This is a genomic window from Pseudoxanthomonas sp. LjRoot204_2, assembly GCF_056175765.1.
In genome coordinates this window covers 1-15413 of record NZ_JBGFFG010000033.1, presented here as the reverse complement: position 1 = coordinate 15413, position 15413 = coordinate 1, and the positions used below count along the sequence as shown (strand labels likewise).

The following is a 15413-nucleotide window of genomic DNA, read 5'->3' as shown; positions in this document are numbered from 1 at the left end:
GCAAGGCGCGCCGCGTGGCGATGGAAATCCTGCTCGGCACCCCGCTGGTGCAGGACTACATCCGCGAGGGCGAGGTCCACAAGCTGAAGGAAGTGATGAAGGAATCCACCAACCTCGGCATGAAGACCTTCGACCAGGCCCTGTTCGAGCTGTACCAGGCCGGCGAGATCAGCTACGAGGATGCGCTGCGCTTCGCCGACTCGCAGAACGAGGTGCGCCTGCGCATCAAGCTGGCCCAGGGCGGCGACGCCCGCACACTGGCGCAGGGCCTGGATGGCGTGGAGATCGCGGAGGTTCGCTGACCTCCGCCCGACGCGACGCACGGAGAGGGGCGGGCGACCGCCCCTTTTTTTGTAGGCGTTTAACCCATCCCTTACATGGGGCTGACTTCGTTCTGAACGTGTTCGCGCTGCGATGCGTGGCGCGGCGGTCGTGCAGGTAGGGTGGCGAGCCATTCGCACACTCGCTCGCCGCCAGGATGGAACGCATGCGCAGGGACAGGATCGTCGCCGTCGTCGTGGTCGTGCTGGTGCATGCATGTGTCGGCGTTGTGCTGCTGGTCTCCCGCCCGTCGGGGCAGGGACGGATGGCGGAGGACAGCGATCGCCTGCGCCTGCRCTTCATCGCGCGCCCGACCGTCGTTCCACGCACCGTGGCTTCGCGCCCGAACCTGCCGTCGCTGCCTGCACGCCCGCGACCCGCGCCGCGCATGTCGGCGACGCCTCCGGAGACGGCACCGCACGACGCGCCGCCGCTGCCATCGCAGGACACGGGGCCGCTGGTGCTCTCGCTGCCGGCCGCGCCGCTGAGCGCAGGCGAGCGTGATCTCTTCGTCCGCCAGGACAAGCGCGCGTTCGAGGCACCGTCACGGCTCAACGTGATCCTCCACGACAGCTCGTTCGTTGGCCGTTACCAGCAGTTCCTCAAGAACGTGACCTGTGAAGAACTTCGCCGCGCCATGCGCAACAGCCCCTCCAGCGCGAACACGATCCAGGCTTCGATGAGCCGCCGCGGCTGTGCACTCTGATCGGCTGCCGAGGCCGGAAATACCGGAAGCGATGAAAATTTCATCGATGGCGATGCTTTTTTCTTCGATGCCGCACCAGAGAGGGGCGCCATCGGAGAAATGTTCCCGGTCATCGCACCATGGAGCGTCGATGCCGAAGATATTTTCATTGTCATGGCACAAGAAAGAACAGCGGCGTCGTTGCGATTTTCTTCGTCATGGCACAAAAGAACTTCGCCATCGATGAAAATTTCATCGTCATGGCACCTCCATGCTTCGACGTCGAAAGAAATTTTCCTTGTCATGGCACTTAAGAACGACGGCGACGCACCAGATAGGTTCGCCATCGACGATATTTTCCTCGTCATGGCACAGGAAAGCCCTGCGACGGTGACGGCAAGCCTCATCGCCGAGCCGACCGGACCCGCGGGGAGGCCCCACGACCTCCGGCACCTGAAAGTGTTGACTTCCGGCACCTCACGGCAAGGCGGGCGGGTCCGAGGATGTGCATGAGCCGACGCGGTGTCGGCCCCTCCCGGACCCTCGCCCCATGATGCAGATCCTCACCCACACCCCCCTCTGGGTCTTCGGCCTGTTCTTCGGCCTGGTCTACCTGGGTTGCCTGCAGAGCAGGACGCGCCAGGTCTCGCGCGGCCGCCTGATCGTGCTGCCGGTCGCCATGCTGGCGTGGTCGCTGTACTCGGTCTGGTCGACGTTCGACGCCCACCTTACCGCGCTGACCGCTTGGGCCTGCGCATGGGTCGCCGTGGTGGCCATCGCGATGCTACGCGCACCGTCGCGCCGCGTGGCCTACGACGCATCGACGAAGCAGTTCACCGTCCCCGGCAGCTGGCTACCGCTCGCGCTGATGATGGGCATCTTCTTCTTCAAGTACGCCGTGGCGGTGGTCCATGCCATGACGCCGGGCCTCCTCGAGACGACGACGGCCGTCGTGGTGGTGGCCGGCACCTACGGCCTCTTCAGCGGCCTGTTCATGGCACGCGCGCTGCGGGTGCTGGGGGTGATGAAATCGCCGCGCTTGGTGGAGCAGAACGCCTGACGGCGAACGGGTAGGATGGGGGGGGGACGATGACGGCTCGATCCAGCCCCCCACTCGTCGTGGACACAGAGGTCCACGTGCAGGAGAAAGGATCACCCATGACAGCGGTCGAAGCGTTCGCCGGGGTTTACAGGCTTCTGGCGGCCGAGATCGCGTGCCGGTCGGAACTGATGGAAGGCTTCCTCTCGGAGCATGGCGTACATGCGGGATCGGTCGATCCTGTGGTGGACCAGCGCTACCTCTATGAAGCGCTTTCTTCCCGCGAGGGCAGCGACATGCTGGCGGACTTGTATCGCCGTTTTGCCGACGCCGCCCTGGCAACCGAAGGGGATGACGAGGTGCTGTCCCAACTGGAGGTCCTTCAACATCTGCTTGCGAAGAAGCTTTGGAAGTATGAGTCGCCTACATCGGCGCTGCTGGATGCTTTCACGCGGGACTACGACAGGCTGGATCAGCCGAGTGAAAGGCGTCGATGGTTTCTTGAGATTTCGGATGCCACTGCTGGCGAGGCCTGACGAAGCGGCAGGGCTATCGGTTGGGGTGATCTTGCGAACCCTGACATAGCCGCCGCGGATGACGTACGTTGGGGCGATTTCGTTCACCCCAACCTCGCGGAGTGGCGAACGCGTGAAGGCGCCTATTCCTTCATGCTCCCCGTCTCCAACCACCGCTGGTGCCATGACAGCGCCTCGGGCAGCAGGTGCGGGGTGTGCTTGCCGTAGCTGTGGTGCAGGGCGCGGTCGAAGTAGTCCTGCAGTGCATCGCGATAGTCGGGATGGGCGCAGTTCGCGATCAGCGTGCGGGCGCGCTGCTTGGGGGTGAGGCCGCGCAGGTCGGCTAGGCCCTGTTCGGTGACGATCACCGAGACGTCGTGTTCGGTGTGGTCCACGTGGCTGACCATCGGCACCAGCGCGGAGATGCTGCCGCCTTTCGCAGTGCTGGGGCTGAGGAACACCGACATGAAACCGTTGCGGGCGAAGTCGCCCGAGCCGCCGATGCCGTTCTGGATGCGGCTGCCCATCACGTGGGTGGAATTGACGTTGCCGTAGAGGTCGCCCTCGATCATGCCGTTCATGCCGATGCAGCCGAGCCGGCGGACCAGTTCCGGGTGGTTCGACATCTCCTGCGTGCGCAGGATGATGCGCTCGCGGTAGAAGGCGATATCGCGCTTGAACACCTCGTTCGCCTCCGGGCTCAGCGCGAAGCCGGTGCACGAGGCGACATCGAGCACGCCATCGCGCAGCAGGTCGAGCATGCCGTCCTGGATGACCTCGGTGAACGCCGTGAGCCCGCGGAAACCGCTCTTCGCCAGCCCCGCCAGCACGGCGTTGGGAATGTTGCCCACGCCCGACTGCAGCGGCAGCAGGTTCGCCGGCAGGCGGCCCTGCGCGACTTCGTGCTTGAGGAACGCGATCAGGTGCGCAGCGATGCGCTCGCTGGTCGCGTCGATCGGACTGAAAGGGCTGTTGCGGTCGGGGCCGTGCGTGCGCACGACGGCGACGATCTTGTCCGGGTCGCAATGCAGCGCGGTATCGCCGATGCGGTCCTGCACGTGTTCCAGCGGGATCGGCTTGCGGTGCGGCGGCAGGGCGGTGCCGTAGTAGATGTCGTGCATGCCCTCCAGGCCGGCCGGCTGCCAGTCGTTGACCTCGACGATCACCTTCTTCGCCAGGTCCAGCCAGGTCTTGTTGTTGCCGACCGAGGTCGACGGCACCAGCGTGCCGTCTTCGCGGATCGCCGAGACTTCCACCAYGGCCATATCGATGGGGCCGTAGAAGCCGAACCACACATGCTGGGCGACGTGGCTGAGGTGGATGTCGATGTAGTCCAGGGTGCCGTCGTTGATCCGCTTGCGCGCGTCCGGGTCGCTCTGGAACGGCATGCGCAGCGCGATGGCATCGGCCTTCGCGAGTGCGCCGTCGAGTTCCGGCGCGGTGGAGGCGCCGGTCATCAGCTTGATCTGGAACGGCACGCCGGCGGCGTGCGCGCGTTCGATGCGCGCCGCCAGCGCCAGCGGCACGGCCTTGGGATAGCCCGAGCCCGTGAAACCGCTCATCGCAACGGTTTCACCGGGCTGGATGAGGCTGGCGGCGTGCTCGGCGCTGATCACGCGCCCGCGCAGCCCGGCGTGGCGGATGCGTTCTTCGCCTATCGGTGGAAGCATTGAGTCACGACGACATCGTTGGGACGTTGCGCCGCAGGATAAAGCCATCGGGTCACGCGGCGGTTGCGCCGGATCAATGCCCCGCCGCGGCCATCCACGGTGGGTGGCGCTTTGCCGCACGCCGGAATGCCGGGCAATCCTCCCGGTGCGCGCCGGGCAGGTAGCCTAGGCTCATCAGGAACTCGTTGGTGATCTCGCCGCCGGTGAAGCGGAACGTCTTCTTGAACAGCTTGATCCACTCGGCCTTCGACAGCGGATGGTGCGCATCGAGCCATGCGGCGAAACCGCCGTGCGTGGCGCGCAAGTCCAGGATCACCTGGGCGTTGTGGATGGCGGCCTCCACCTTCAGCCGGTTGCGGATGATGCCGGGATCGGCCAGCAGCCGGGCGCGATCCTTCTCGCCGTAGCGGGCGACCTTCTCGACCTCGAAGCCGCTGTACGCCGCGCGAAACCCCTCGCGCTTCTTCAGCATGGTCTCCCAGCTCAGGCCGGCCTGGTTGATCTCCAGCAGCAGGCGCTCGAACAGCACCGATTCCTCGTGCTGCGGGAAGCCGTATTCGTGGTCGTGGTAGGGGCCGTGCAGGGGATGGCCGGGCGCGATGTCGCAGTAGCCAGACATGGGGGCGGGTCCTGAAGTGAAGTCGGGATTCTAGGGCGTATCGCGGACAAGGGCCGCCCTCGCCGGCGCGTCGTGCGCGGGGCCGGGCTAGAATGGCGTCATGCAAGACGCCGCCACGCCCTTGGCCAACCAGTTGCTGATCGCCCTGCCGGCGCTCGCGGACCCGAATTTCGCCCGCAGCGTGACGCTGATCTGCCAGCACGACGACGACGGCGCCATGGGCGTGGTCGTGAATCGTGCTTCCGAATACACCCTCGGTGACGTCTTGCGGCAGATGAACCTGGCATCCCACGATCCGCGGCTGGACGACCAGATCGTGCTGGCGGGCGGGCCCGTGCACCCGGAGCGGGGTTTCGTGCTGCACGACAGCGCGCACGCCTGGGAATCGACGCTGGAGGTCGCGACCGGCCTCTACCTGACCACGTCGCGCGACATCCTCGAGGCGATGGCGATCGGCGAAGGTCCGGCGAACGCCGTGATGGCCCTGGGCTGCGCGGGCTGGGGTGCCGGCCAACTGGAATACGAGCTCGGCGAAAACAGCTGGCTGACGGTGCCCGCCGATGCGGAGCTGCTGTTCGGCGTGCCGCTGGAGCAGCGCTGGCAAACGGCAGGACAACGGATCGGCGTGGACATGACGTGCATGACGGACTACAGCGGGCACGCATGACATGGCGCCTGCGCCCGCAGAGTCGTGTCCACGACGCACCGCGCAGGATGGTTCACGCGTGATCGAACGGAGGCAGCAGGCATGAAGCTGGATGGCACCGTACTGGGATTCGACGTGGGCGCGCGCCGCATCGGCGTGGCCGTGGGAAGCGCGTTCGGCACCGGCGCCCGCGCGCTGGCGGTAATCGACGTGCATGGCCATGGTCCCGACTGGCCGGCGATCGACAAGCTGCACGCAGAATGGAAGCCCGATGGCCTGGTGGTCGGCGATCCGATGACCCTGGACGGGGGCGACCAGCCCATCCGCAAGCGTGCCCATGCCTTCGCGCGCGAACTGCGCGCACGCTACCAGCTGCCGGTGGTGCTGGTGGACGAACGCACCAGCTCCGTCGAGGCCGCTGAACGCTTTGCCCTGGATCGTGCCGAAGGCCGCAAGCGCCGCCGCGATGCCGCCGCGCTCGACGCCGTCGCCGCTGCGGTCATCATCGAGCGCTGGCTGGCCGCGCCCCATGACGCGACCCAACTGACCTGACTCTTCGCCCACTCCACACCATGACCCCACAACTCGATTCCGATGGACGCCTGCGCCACCTGCTGACCCTCGACGGCTTGCCGCGCGACACCCTGTGCCGCCTGATGGACCGCGCGGGCCAGATCCGCGACGCGGCGCTGGGCCGCACGCCGCGGCGGCAGGCGCTGGACGGCACCACCCTCTGCACGCTGTTCTTCGAGCCGTCCACTCGCACCCGCAGTTCGTTCCATATCGCCGCGCAGCGGCTGGGCGCGGACGTGCTGAACGTGGACGCCTCGACCTCGTCGACCCGGAAGGGCGAGACGGCGCGCGACACGCTGCGCAACCTGGAAGCCATGGGCGTGCGCGGGTTCGTCGTGCGCCATGCCGAGGACGGTGCGGTCGAGGCCTTGGCGGCCGAAGCCGGCGAGGGCACCGCGCTCATCAATGCGGGCGATGGCCGCAGCGCCCATCCCACCCAGGGATTGCTGGACATGCTGACGATCCGCCAGGCGAAGGGTGCGGATTTCTCCCGCCTGAACGTGCTGATGGTGGGCGACGTAAAGCATTCGCGCGTGGCGCGCTCGGACCTGCATGCGCTGCGTACGCTGGGCGCGGGCCGGATCCGCGTGTGCGGCCCGGCGTCCCTGTTGCCGGACGACGGCACGCTGTCGGGGTGCGACGTGGGGCAGGATTTCGGCGAGATGCTCGAGGGCGTCGACGTGGTGATGATGCTGCGCCTGCAGCGCGAACGCATGGAAGAGGGGCTGGTGTCGTCGCTGGAGGACTACCACCGCGATTACGGCCTGACCGCGACGCGGCTGGCGCTGGCCGCCAGGGATGCGGTGGTGCTGCATCCCGGCCCGATCAACCGTGGCGTCGAGATCACCGACGAGGTCGCCGATGGGCCGCAGTCGCTGGTCCTGCGGCAGGTGAGCAACGGAGTCGCCATCCGCATGGCGGTGCTGGAGACGCTGCTGGGGTGAGTTCCAGCGGTCTGCCGTTGCGATTCGCGATACGGCCGCGAATTTCCGCACGTGCAACCCGGACGCTGCCGTCATCCCTGCGTTCGCCGTAATGACGATGGCGGGGTCGCAGGGCGTCGATCCATGCTTGCCAGCCGGCCTTCGCGCGCCGCACTCACTCCGGCGCCGCGACCACCCGGTTCTTGCCGGCCTGCTTGGCTTGGTACATGGCGCGGTCCGCGCGTGCCAGCAGATCGTCCTGCGATTCCCCCGGCACCCAGCGCGCGACGCCCGCGCTGAAGGTCGCCAGGATGCCGCGGCCTTCGTACACCAGCGGCTTGTGCGCGAGCCGGTCGCGCAGGCGCTCCAGCGTTCCCATCGCTTCGAGGAAGCTGGTCTCCGGCAGCAGCAGCACGAACTCCTCGCCGCCGAAGCGGGCGACGGCATCCGTGGCGCGCAGGGTGGCACGCGCGAGCGTCACGACATGGCACAGCGCCGCATCGCCCCCCAGGTGTCCGTGCGCGGCGTTGATGTGGCGGAAGTCGTCCAGGTCCAGCATCGCCAGCGTCAGCGTCTGGCCGCTGCGCAGGGCCCGCACGGACTCGCGCTTGAACAGCTCGTCGAAGCCGCGCCGGTTCAGCGCATCGGTGAGCTGGTCGACGCGCACCAGTTCGGACACGGACTGCAGTTCCTGCTCGAGGTCCATCACGCGCCGCTCGGCGTCTTCCACTTCGCGTCGCGCTTCCATCAGGCTGTCGCGCGCGCGCAGGGCCTGCGCCTGCACCTGCGCGGTGTCCTCCAGGATGTCCTCCATCCGCTTGCCCAGTTCGGCGATGCTGCGGCTCTCGCGCACGGCCTGCGCGTGGAAGCTGATGCGGTCATGGTACTCGCCGGTGCTGCTGGCCATGCCGTCCAGGCGTTCGACGAAGGTGACCATCATCTCCTTCATCGACGCCTTCGATTCGGCCAGCCCCTGCTTGAGCAGGCCTTGCTTGTAGATCACCTCGCGCAGCCCGGCGCGCGTCTGCTCCAGCGCGGTTCGGTCGAGCGGGCCCGCGAGCAACTGGCGTACCGCACCGATCTGGTCCTGCAGCCAGCTGCCGTCTTCGATCAGCTCGCCGACGTTCTCCAGCAGCAGGTCGAACAGGCTGCGCATCAGCTCCTGCGCGTCGTCCACCTCGTGCGACCGCTGGCTCACCTGCTGGCAGAGGTCGCGGAGGTCCGCGCCGAGCTCGCCCAGCGGCTGGTTGGCCTGCCACTGGCGCACGCGGTCCGCCAGCGCATGCGCCTGCGGCAAGAGGGCGCCGTCGTCGCGCAGCAACTGCTCCACGCCGCCGACCAGTAGCTGGTACAGCAGGTCGCGCAGCTGTTCGGCCTCGCCGGCGAGCGGTTCGTCCTGGATCGTGCGGATGTACTTGTCGATGAGTTGGCGAAGCGCGCGGCCATAGCGCGGCCAGTCCTTGTCGGCCTGCGCGGATTGCAGCCGCTCGCCCATGCCGTGCAGTTCACCCGGTAGGCCGGCGACGCCGTCGGCGAACGCGGACAGCAGGGCGCCGGGTTCTTCCGCGTGGGCGAACAGCGCCTGCAGCTGCGCGCTGCTGATGGCGTTCCGCGGTCTGGCCGTTGTTGTCGTGGCCAACTCGCGCGAGGCGGGTGCGCCCGCCTCGCGGCGACGCGACCAGAGCCGGCGGAAACCGCCCGCGATACCCGAATTTTCGTCGGCCACGTCAGCCATTCAAGTCGCTCGCACGGCCAGGGGCAGATGCCCGATGACCACCAGGGGATGCCGGGTTATCGGCCGCGGCGGGCGCAGGTTGAGGGCAGGCAGGACGTGTCGGACGGGAGGTGGCCGAAAGCGTGACGCCGGCGCGGGCGTCAGTTGCTGGCCGGGGACAGCCGGGCGTGGGCTTCTTCGATGATGCCGAGGTGGGTCCTGGCTTCTTCGTTGCCCTCCGCGGCGGCGGCGCGGACCTGCTCGAGACTGGGGTGCGAGACGATCAGCAGCAGGTTGCCGCACTGCGGGCAGGCATAGTCGGTGACGGCGTCGTGCAACTCCATCGCCATGGCGCGACTGTCGCCCGCCCAGTCGCAGGGGCAGGCCAGGGAACGTTCGCGCCAGCCGGCACTGAAGTAGTCGGGGACGAGTTCGGCCACGGCTCAGCGCCCGCGCCGCTGGGCGAACAGCCAGTCCCACAAAGGGGCATGGGCGTACGTCGCGTCCCAGCTGTTGTGGTTGGCATCGGGGAACTCGGTGTATCGCGCATCGCGTGCGCCGGCCTTGTCCAGTGCCGCCTCCATGCGGCGCGATTGCGACGGCGGTACGACGTCGTCCTCGCCGCCATGGAAAATCCACACGGGCACGTCCTTCAGGCGCTGCGCGGCGGCGGCGAACGGGTCCGCCTCGCCCGCCACGCTGTGGACGTTCATGCTGGAACGGTCACGTCCCCAGTCGACGGTGATGCCGCCGCACACGGGCACCAGCGCGGCAAAACGCGTCGGCTGCTGCAGCGCCAGTTCCCACGTGCCGTAGCCGCCCATCGACATGCCGGTCAGGGAGACGCGGTCGGGGTCCCCGTTGAATTCCCGCATGGCGGCATCGAGGGTCGCGAATGCGATGGGGCCGGCGGATTGGGTCCACTCGGTGTCGTCGGGTGCCTGCGGGAACACCACCAGCGCCGGAAAGGTATCGGCATGCTGCCGCACGTACGGTCCCAATCCCGCCATGGTCTGCTTCACGCCATCGCTGCCGCGCTCGCCCGAGCCATTGAGGAACAGCACCACCGGCGGCTTGGCCTTGCGGAAGCGCGCGGCCGGCACGAAGACCTGGTAGCGGTAGGTCTTGCCCGCAAGCGCGACCTCGCGCGAGACGAACTCGCCCGTCTGGTTCATCGGGGACGTGGTGGTACAGGCGGTCATAAGGATCAGCAGCAAGCCCATACAGGCGGTGGCGAAAAGGCGCATGACGGTCGTGATCGAAGGGTAACGGTCGCAGCATAACCCGCGGGAATGGGCGTCGGATCGCGTCGCTTCGTCAGCGCGTCGGATCCGCCGGCGGCATGTCGTCCCGCAGCCGAAGGAAGCGGGCGAACCGCGGCAACCCGGTCGATGTCACGCCCGTGTACCGATAGGTCAGCCACGCACCCAGCGGGGGCGGGCTGGCGCGCTGGGCATCAGTGAATCCGGTCCCGAGGCGGAACAGGCGCCCGTCCCGCGTGCGCACCTGCAGCGCGCCCATCATGCCCTCGTACTTTCCCTTGCCGGGCAGGTGCGCGACCACCTGCGCCTCGGCGTCCTCGTGGGGTTTGTACTTGAGCAGGTCGTCGCTGCGTCCAGCACGATAGCGCGCGTCGCGTCGATGCAGCATCAGTCCTTCCCCGCCGGCCGCGACAACGCGGGCCAGTTCCGCGTCCAGTGCGGCGCGGGTGGCAATGGGGTGCTGCGGGATCATTGCCAGGTGCGCACTGCGCGCCGTCGACACCAGGCGGCGCATCCGCACGACGCGTTCCGCGAACGGTCCCGGCTGTGAGGGCAGGTCGAATACCATGAAACGGACATCGCGCCACGCCTGCGGGTTGGTGGCCGCGCGGCGGACGAGGGCGCTGATGTAGTCGAAGCGGCCACGTGCGATCCACAGTTCCCCGTCCATGGGCTCGCCGGGCCAGCCCCGGGTGAACGCCGCTGGGGCCGCGATGCGCGAGCCGCCCCGCGTCCAGAGTGCGCGTCCGTCCCAGCGCGCCYGCACGCCGTCGAGTTTCTCGCTGACGAGGAAGGCATCGACCGGCACGCCATCGCGGTAGGCCGTCGCCAGCATCGGCTCGGGGGATGCCGACAGGACCGGCCAGGCCAGTACGCAAAGCAGGAGGGTCAGGAGCAGGCGCATGGCGGCGGTGACCGGAACGGATGATGCGCCAGCATCGCGCGCGTCGCCCGCGCATGGGCATCGGGGCAACCCGCATCAGTCGGTAGGAAAGTGTCCCGTGGAAACTCCGCCCGGATGGCCGGGTCAGCGATGCCACGCCAGGGCAGACCGTGGGATCGGGATCACGCCCGCGTCCAGCACCACGCGACCAGCGCAACCACGTGCAGCACCACCATCGTCCAGAAGACGACGCGATACCCGGGCTTGCGCGACTTGTGCCGCAGCCACTGCTGCGCGATCCATGCGCCGGGCCAGCCGCCGGCGAGTTCGAGCAGGTGCAGCGTGGACTCCGGCGTGCGCCACCGGCCAGTCTGCGCGGCATGCTTGTCGAGCGCGTAGACGACGAAGGTGATGGCCGACACGGCGAGCGCCACGAATATCGCTTCGACCGGAAGCCGGTTGCCGCGGATCGCCCAACCGATGAAGAGCGCGTACAGCACCACCGCCGTCGCACCGGCGAGGGGGGACGCGGGGCGGGGCGCAGCGGCGGCGCGTGCGGCGGGCTTGGCATGGCGCGCGACGGGCACCGTCCGCCGTACCGCCCGTGCGCGCCACTTGCCGTCGGGCTGGCGCTGCGCGGTGAATTTCACCAGCTCACCGACTTCGGGACGACGACCGTCGAGCCGGTAGTCGCGGACGTGGAAGAACACGAGCGCGGGCTCGCCATCGAGCGGGGCGAGGAAACCGAAGCCGCGGTCGTCGTTCCATTCGCTGACCTTGCCGAGTCGCTCCATGCGCAGGCCTCAGTGCAGCAGGATCAGCGTCGCCAGGCCGAGGAAACAGAAGAAGCCCATGACGTCGGTCACGGCGGTGACGACGACGGTGCCGGCGACGGCGGGGTCGATGTTCATCCGCTTGAGCAATAGCGGCAGCAGTACGCCGGCGGTGGCGGCGGCGCAGAAGTTCAGCACCAGCGCCATCGCGATCACCAGCGACAGCATCGGGCTGCGGAACCACAGGAAGGCGATCACACCGACGATGCCACCGATCAGCACGCCGTTGATCAGCGCCACGCGCAGTTCCTTCCACCACAGGATCCGCGCGTTGCTCGCGCCCACCTGGCCCAGCGCCAGGCCTCGCACCATCAGCGTCAGCACCTGCACCGCCGCGTTGCCGCCGATGCCGGCGACGATGGGCATCAACACGGCAAGCGCGACGATCTTCTCCAGCGTGGCATCGAACTCCTTGATGACCGTCGCCGCCATGAACGCGGTGAACAGATTGATGCCCAGCCATACCACGCGACCACGCACGGCACGCGTGACCGGCGAGAACAGGTCCTCGTCCTCGTCCAGGCCGGCGGCGCCCAGCGCCTGGTGCTCGGCCTGCTCACGGATGATGTCGACCACGTCGTCGATGGTGATGCGGCCGAGCAGGATGTTGTTGTCGTCCACGACCGGCGCCGACACCCAGTCATGGTCGGAGAACTGGCGCGCCACTTCCTGCGCGCTCTCGCCCACGTCGATGGCCGGCTGCTCGTCGTCGATCAGCCGGTTGATGGGCGTTGTGTCCTCGTGGGTGACCAGCGCGGCCAACGGCACGCGGCCGAGGTACTGGTGGCGACGGCTGACCACGTACAGGTGGTCGGTGTGGTCGGGCAGTTCGCCGCGCAGGCGCAGGTAGCGCAGCACCACGTCGACGTTGACGTCGGCGCGCACGGTGACCACGTCCGGGTTCATCAGGCGGCCGGCCGTGTCCTCCGCGTACGACAGCACCTGCTCCAGGCGCTCGCGGTTCTCGCGGTCCATCGACTTGAGGACTTCGTCGATGACGGTGTCGGGCAGGTCCTCGACCAGGTCCGCGAGGTCGTCGATGTCGAGGTCCTCGACCGCGGCGACGATCTCGTCGGTGTCCATGTCCGCCAGCAGGCTTTCGCGCACCTCGTCGCCGACGTGCACCAGCACCTCGCCGTCGTCTTCCGGATCGACCAGGCCCCAGACGACTTCGCGCTTGCCCGGCGGCAGCGATTCCAGCAGGTTGCCGATCTCCGCGGGCGACAAGGTGTTGACCAACCGACGCACGGGCCCCAGCCGACCGCTGTCCAGCGCGTCGGAGAGCAGGCGCAACTGGCGTGCGGTCTTGTCGTGGCGGATGGTCTCGACCATTCGGTACTCCGGAATGGGGCCRATCCGTCAGGCGGATGCGACCGGGGCATCAGGCGTTCATCGCGCCATTATCGCCCGGCCTGCGATTTATGGACACCCTGCAGGATCGGCCGAAACGAAGCGTGGGGTTGGGAGCGACGTCAGTCGCGATGAGGCACCTGCGGTGGTCGATCGCGACTGACGTCGCTCCCACAATGCAAGGATCAGGTTGCGGTGGCAGCCTTGAGCCAGCGCTCGATCCCGGCACGGTCCCGCGCCTGCAGCAGCTTGGGCGCGCGTGCCTGCAAATCCGTCAGGTCGCTGTCGCGGATCGTCTTGCGCAGTTCCAGCAACGTCGCCGGATGCAGGCTGAACTCCCGCAGTCCCAGCGCGAGCAGCATCGGCGCGAGGGCGGCGTCGCCGGCAATCTCGCCGCACATGGCCACCGGGACCTTGTGTTCGGCACCGATGCCGATGACGTGCCGGAGCAGGCGCAGCACGCCGGGGTGCAGGGGGGAATAGAGTTCGCCCAGGGCCTCGTTGTTGCGATCGGCCGCCAGCAGGTACTGCACCAGGTCGTTGGTACCGATCGAGACGAAGTCGACCACGTCTACGAAACAATGGAAGGCGATCGCGGCGGCGGGCACTTCGATCATCGCGCCGAGTTCGACCTGCCCGGCCATCTCATGCCCCTGCTTGCGCAGCTGAAGGGACACGCGGCGCAGGCGGCGGCGGACGTCGAGGATCTCCTCGCGGCTGCTCACCATCGGCACGAGGATGCGCACGGGTCCGTAGGCCGACGCGCGCAGGATGGCGCGCAGTTGCGTGTCGAAGACGCCGCCATGGGCGAGCGACAGGCGCACGCCGCGCAGGCCGAGGGCGGGATTCTCTTCATCGCCGACGACCAGTCCGGTCCGATCGGCCTTGTCTGCACCCAGGTCGAGGGTGCGGATGGTCACCGGGCGACCGCTCATGCCCAGCACGAGGTCGCGGTAGACCTGGAACTGTTCGTCCTCGCTGGGCAGTTCGCGGCGCTGCAGGAACAGGAACTCGGTGCGATACAGGCCGACGCCCGACGCGCCCAGGGCGTGGGCGCTCGCCACGTCCTGCATCGACTCGGCGTTGGCCCACAGTGCGATGGTGGCGCCGTCGCGCGTGCGGCTGGGCTTGGACCGCAGGCGTCCCAGTTCGCGGGCCTCGCGCGCGGCATCGCGCAGGCGCTCGCGGTAGCGGCGCAGGTCGCCCGGGTCGGGATTGACCACGACTTCGCCGGTGCCGCCATCCACCAGCAGTACGTCGCCGTCGTTGATCTTCTGCAGGGCCTGCGCGTTGCCCACCACCAGCGGCAGGTGCAGGCTGCGCGCGAGGATGGCGCTGTGCGACAGCGTGCTGCCGGCGGCCGTGATGACGGCGACGACGCCCTGCTGCTGCAACTCCGCCAGTTCCGACGGCGCCACGTTGTCGCTGACCAGGATCTCGCCGGCCACGCCGGGGGCATCGGCCGCGCGTTGGTGCAGGTGCGCATGGATGCGGCCGATCACATGGTCGAGGTCGTCCATGCGGCTCTTGAGGTAGGCGTCGTCCATGCCGTCGAACACGGCGGCGAGCCGGTCGCGCTGCAGGCGGAGCGCATAGTCGGCCGAATAGCGTCCGGTGCGGATCAGTTCGTCCAGGCCATGCAGCAGTTCCGGGTCGTCCAGCAGCAGTGCATGCAGGTCGAGGAACTCGCCGACCTCCTTCGCCAGCGCGCCATGCAGGCGTGTGCGCAGGCTGTGCATTTCGCGGCGGGTGGCGTCGACGGCCTCATGGAGGCGGGCCACCTCGTCGTCGACCTGGTCCGCACGGATCTGCTGCTCGGCGACATCCAGGACATGCGGCAAGCGGACACGCGCACGTCCCAGCGCGCTGCCGCGCGATGCCCCATGGCCCGGCAGCAGCGCCCTCATCGGGTCAGCCTTCCTCGTCGAATCGTCGCTCGAACAGCGAGACGACTTCCCGCATCGCGGCGGCCTCGTCCTCGCCCTCGATGCGCACGGTGACCGGCGTGCCCTGGCCGGCGGCGAGCAGCATGACGCCCATGATGCTCTTCGCGTTCACCTCCCGGCCCTTGGCCGCCAGCGTCGCGTTGCAGCGGAAGCCGGACAGCGTCTGCACCAGCTTGGCGGTCGCGCGCGCATGCAGGCCGAGGCGGTTGGAAATGGTGAGTTCTTGTTCAAGCATCGTCGTGAATGACTCCATTGCGTGCGCCGGCCGCGGCCGTGGCCGGCAGTTCGTCCAATCCCTGTTCCGAATAGTTCATCACCCGCAGCAGCATCGGCAGGCTGAGCGCCGACACACGGCGCACCGGGGTGCCCAGACGGGCGAGCTTGCCCGCCAGGTTGCTGGGGCTGGCCCCGTACAGGTCGGTCAGCACCAGCAC

Annotated in this window: 18 protein-coding genes and 1 pseudogene; 8 read left to right on the top strand and 11 right to left on the bottom strand. The window is 68.2% G+C overall.

Annotation, left to right across the window (positions count from 1 at the left end; all coding sequences use genetic code 11):
- From AC04L7_RS03035 to AC04L7_RS03015, 5 genes and pseudogenes are all read left to right on the top strand, one after another.
- Positions 1-302 (top strand): annotated as a pseudogene (locus tag AC04L7_RS03035) (type IV pili twitching motility protein PilT); the annotation flags it as partial.
- Between the two features lie 185 nt (positions 303-487).
- Positions 488-1027: a hypothetical protein gene (locus AC04L7_RS03030; protein ID WP_475512505.1), complete on the top strand. Its 540-nt coding sequence runs from the start codon at positions 488-490 to the stop codon at positions 1025-1027.
- 99 nt (positions 1028-1126) lie between these two features.
- Positions 1127-1519 (top strand): hypothetical protein, encoded by a 393-nt coding sequence (locus tag AC04L7_RS03025; RefSeq protein ID WP_436000032.1) that lies wholly within the window; start codon positions 1127-1129, stop codon positions 1517-1519.
- 37 nt (positions 1520-1556) lie between these two features.
- Entirely contained in the window at positions 1557-2066 is a 510-nt protein-coding gene (locus AC04L7_RS03020) for a DUF6622 family protein (RefSeq protein WP_296278420.1), read from the top strand.
- Positions 2067-2164: 98 nt separating this feature from the next.
- Positions 2165-2581: a hypothetical protein gene (locus AC04L7_RS03015; RefSeq protein ID WP_436000029.1), complete on the top strand. Its 417-nt coding sequence runs from the start codon at positions 2165-2167 to the stop codon at positions 2579-2581.
- A gap of 122 nt (positions 2582-2703) precedes the next feature.
- Here the strand turns inward: AC04L7_RS03015 and AC04L7_RS03010 are convergent, their stop codons facing one another.
- Positions 2704-4230: an acetyl-CoA hydrolase/transferase family protein gene (locus tag AC04L7_RS03010; RefSeq protein WP_475512504.1), complete on the bottom strand. Its 1527-nt coding sequence runs from the start codon at positions 4228-4230 to the stop codon at positions 2704-2706.
- Positions 4231-4303: 73 nt separating this feature from the next.
- Positions 4304-4849, bottom strand: coding sequence for a DNA-3-methyladenine glycosylase I (locus AC04L7_RS03005; RefSeq protein ID WP_436000025.1), 546 nt, complete (start codon positions 4847-4849; stop codon positions 4304-4306).
- A 100-nt stretch (positions 4850-4949) separates the two neighbouring features.
- Between AC04L7_RS03005 and AC04L7_RS03000 the strand changes: the two genes are divergently transcribed.
- The 3 genes from AC04L7_RS03000 (at position 4950) to AC04L7_RS02990 (ending at position 7012) form a co-directional block, all read left to right on the top strand.
- A complete protein-coding gene (locus AC04L7_RS03000) occupies positions 4950-5516 on the top strand; it encodes a YqgE/AlgH family protein (RefSeq protein WP_436000023.1) in 567 nt (188 codons plus the stop codon).
- An 81-nt stretch (positions 5517-5597) separates the two neighbouring features.
- Positions 5598-6047, top strand: a complete 450-nt coding sequence (gene ruvX, locus AC04L7_RS02995; protein WP_296278416.1) for a Holliday junction resolvase RuvX — start codon at positions 5598-5600, stop codon at positions 6045-6047.
- Positions 6048-6067: 20 nt separating this feature from the next.
- The gene (locus AC04L7_RS02990) at positions 6068-7012 is read left to right on the top strand and encodes an aspartate carbamoyltransferase catalytic subunit (protein ID WP_296278415.1); all 945 of its coding nucleotides are present in this window, start codon (positions 6068-6070) and stop codon (positions 7010-7012) included.
- Between the two features lie 154 nt (positions 7013-7166).
- Here AC04L7_RS02990 and AC04L7_RS02985 read toward each other — a convergent pair whose 3' ends face one another.
- From AC04L7_RS02985 to AC04L7_RS02945, 9 genes are all read right to left on the bottom strand, one after another.
- Positions 7167-8726 (bottom strand): GGDEF domain-containing protein, encoded by a 1560-nt coding sequence (locus AC04L7_RS02985; protein ID WP_436000021.1) that lies wholly within the window; start codon positions 8724-8726, stop codon positions 7167-7169.
- A gap of 140 nt (positions 8727-8866) precedes the next feature.
- Positions 8867-9145, bottom strand: coding sequence for a hypothetical protein (locus tag AC04L7_RS02980; protein WP_299346078.1), 279 nt, complete (start codon positions 9143-9145; stop codon positions 8867-8869).
- A gap of 3 nt (positions 9146-9148) precedes the next feature.
- Positions 9149-9952, bottom strand: a complete 804-nt coding sequence (locus tag AC04L7_RS02975; protein WP_436000019.1) for a carboxylesterase family protein — start codon at positions 9950-9952, stop codon at positions 9149-9151.
- A 70-nt stretch (positions 9953-10022) separates the two neighbouring features.
- On the bottom strand, positions 10023-10871 hold the full coding sequence (locus tag AC04L7_RS02970) for a DNA ligase (RefSeq protein WP_475512503.1): 849 nt from the start codon (positions 10869-10871) through the stop codon (positions 10023-10025).
- A gap of 161 nt (positions 10872-11032) precedes the next feature.
- Positions 11033-11644 carry a DUF1294 domain-containing protein gene (locus AC04L7_RS02965; protein WP_436000015.1) on the bottom strand — a complete coding sequence of 204 codons (612 nt, stop codon included), beginning with the start codon at positions 11642-11644 and terminating at the stop codon, positions 11033-11035.
- A gap of 9 nt (positions 11645-11653) precedes the next feature.
- Complete coding sequence (mgtE, locus tag AC04L7_RS02960) at positions 11654-13015, bottom strand: magnesium transporter (RefSeq protein WP_296278409.1); 1362 nt, start codon at positions 13013-13015, stop codon at positions 11654-11656.
- 203 nt (positions 13016-13218) lie between these two features.
- Positions 13219-14940 carry a phosphoenolpyruvate--protein phosphotransferase gene (ptsP, locus tag AC04L7_RS02955; protein ID WP_296278408.1) on the bottom strand — a complete coding sequence of 574 codons (1722 nt, stop codon included), beginning with the start codon at positions 14938-14940 and terminating at the stop codon, positions 13219-13221.
- A gap of 4 nt (positions 14941-14944) precedes the next feature.
- Complete coding sequence (locus AC04L7_RS02950; protein ID WP_436000012.1) at positions 14945-15214, bottom strand: HPr family phosphocarrier protein; 270 nt, start codon at positions 15212-15214, stop codon at positions 14945-14947.
- Positions 15207-15413: PTS sugar transporter subunit IIA (locus tag AC04L7_RS02945; protein ID WP_475512502.1), on the bottom strand; the 207-nt coding region annotated here is incomplete at its 5' end. The genes AC04L7_RS02950 and AC04L7_RS02945, both read right to left, overlap by 8 nt.

Coding starts and splice junctions, on each gene's coding strand:
- AC04L7_RS03020 (WP_296278420.1), top strand. CDS start 1,557: ATGATGCAGATCCTCACCCACACCCCCCTCTGGGTCTTCGGCCTGTTC.
- ptsP (WP_296278408.1), bottom strand. CDS start 14,940: ATGAGGGCGCTGCTGCCGGGCCATGGGGCATCGCGCGGCAGCGCGCTG.
- AC04L7_RS02965 (WP_436000015.1), bottom strand. CDS start 11,644: ATGGAGCGACTCGGCAAGGTCAGCGAATGGAACGACGACCGCGGCTTC.
- AC04L7_RS03005 (WP_436000025.1), bottom strand. CDS start 4,849: ATGTCTGGCTACTGCGACATCGCGCCCGGCCATCCCCTGCACGGCCCC.
- ruvX (WP_296278416.1), top strand. CDS start 5,598: ATGAAGCTGGATGGCACCGTACTGGGATTCGACGTGGGCGCGCGCCGC.
- mgtE (WP_296278409.1), bottom strand. CDS start 13,015: ATGGTCGAGACCATCCGCCACGACAAGACCGCACGCCAGTTGCGCCTG.
- AC04L7_RS02950 (WP_436000012.1), bottom strand. CDS start 15,214: ATGCTTGAACAAGAACTCACCATTTCCAACCGCCTCGGCCTGCATGCG.
- AC04L7_RS03015 (WP_436000029.1), top strand. CDS start 2,165: ATGACAGCGGTCGAAGCGTTCGCCGGGGTTTACAGGCTTCTGGCGGCC.
- AC04L7_RS03025 (WP_436000032.1), top strand. CDS start 1,127: ATGTTCCCGGTCATCGCACCATGGAGCGTCGATGCCGAAGATATTTTC.
- AC04L7_RS03000 (WP_436000023.1), top strand. CDS start 4,950: ATGCAAGACGCCGCCACGCCCTTGGCCAACCAGTTGCTGATCGCCCTG.
- AC04L7_RS02975 (WP_436000019.1), bottom strand. CDS start 9,952: ATGCGCCTTTTCGCCACCGCCTGTATGGGCTTGCTGCTGATCCTTATG.
- AC04L7_RS02990 (WP_296278415.1), top strand. CDS start 6,068: ATGACCCCACAACTCGATTCCGATGGACGCCTGCGCCACCTGCTGACC.
- AC04L7_RS02985 (WP_436000021.1), bottom strand. CDS start 8,726: ATGGCTGACGTGGCCGACGAAAATTCGGGTATCGCGGGCGGTTTCCGC.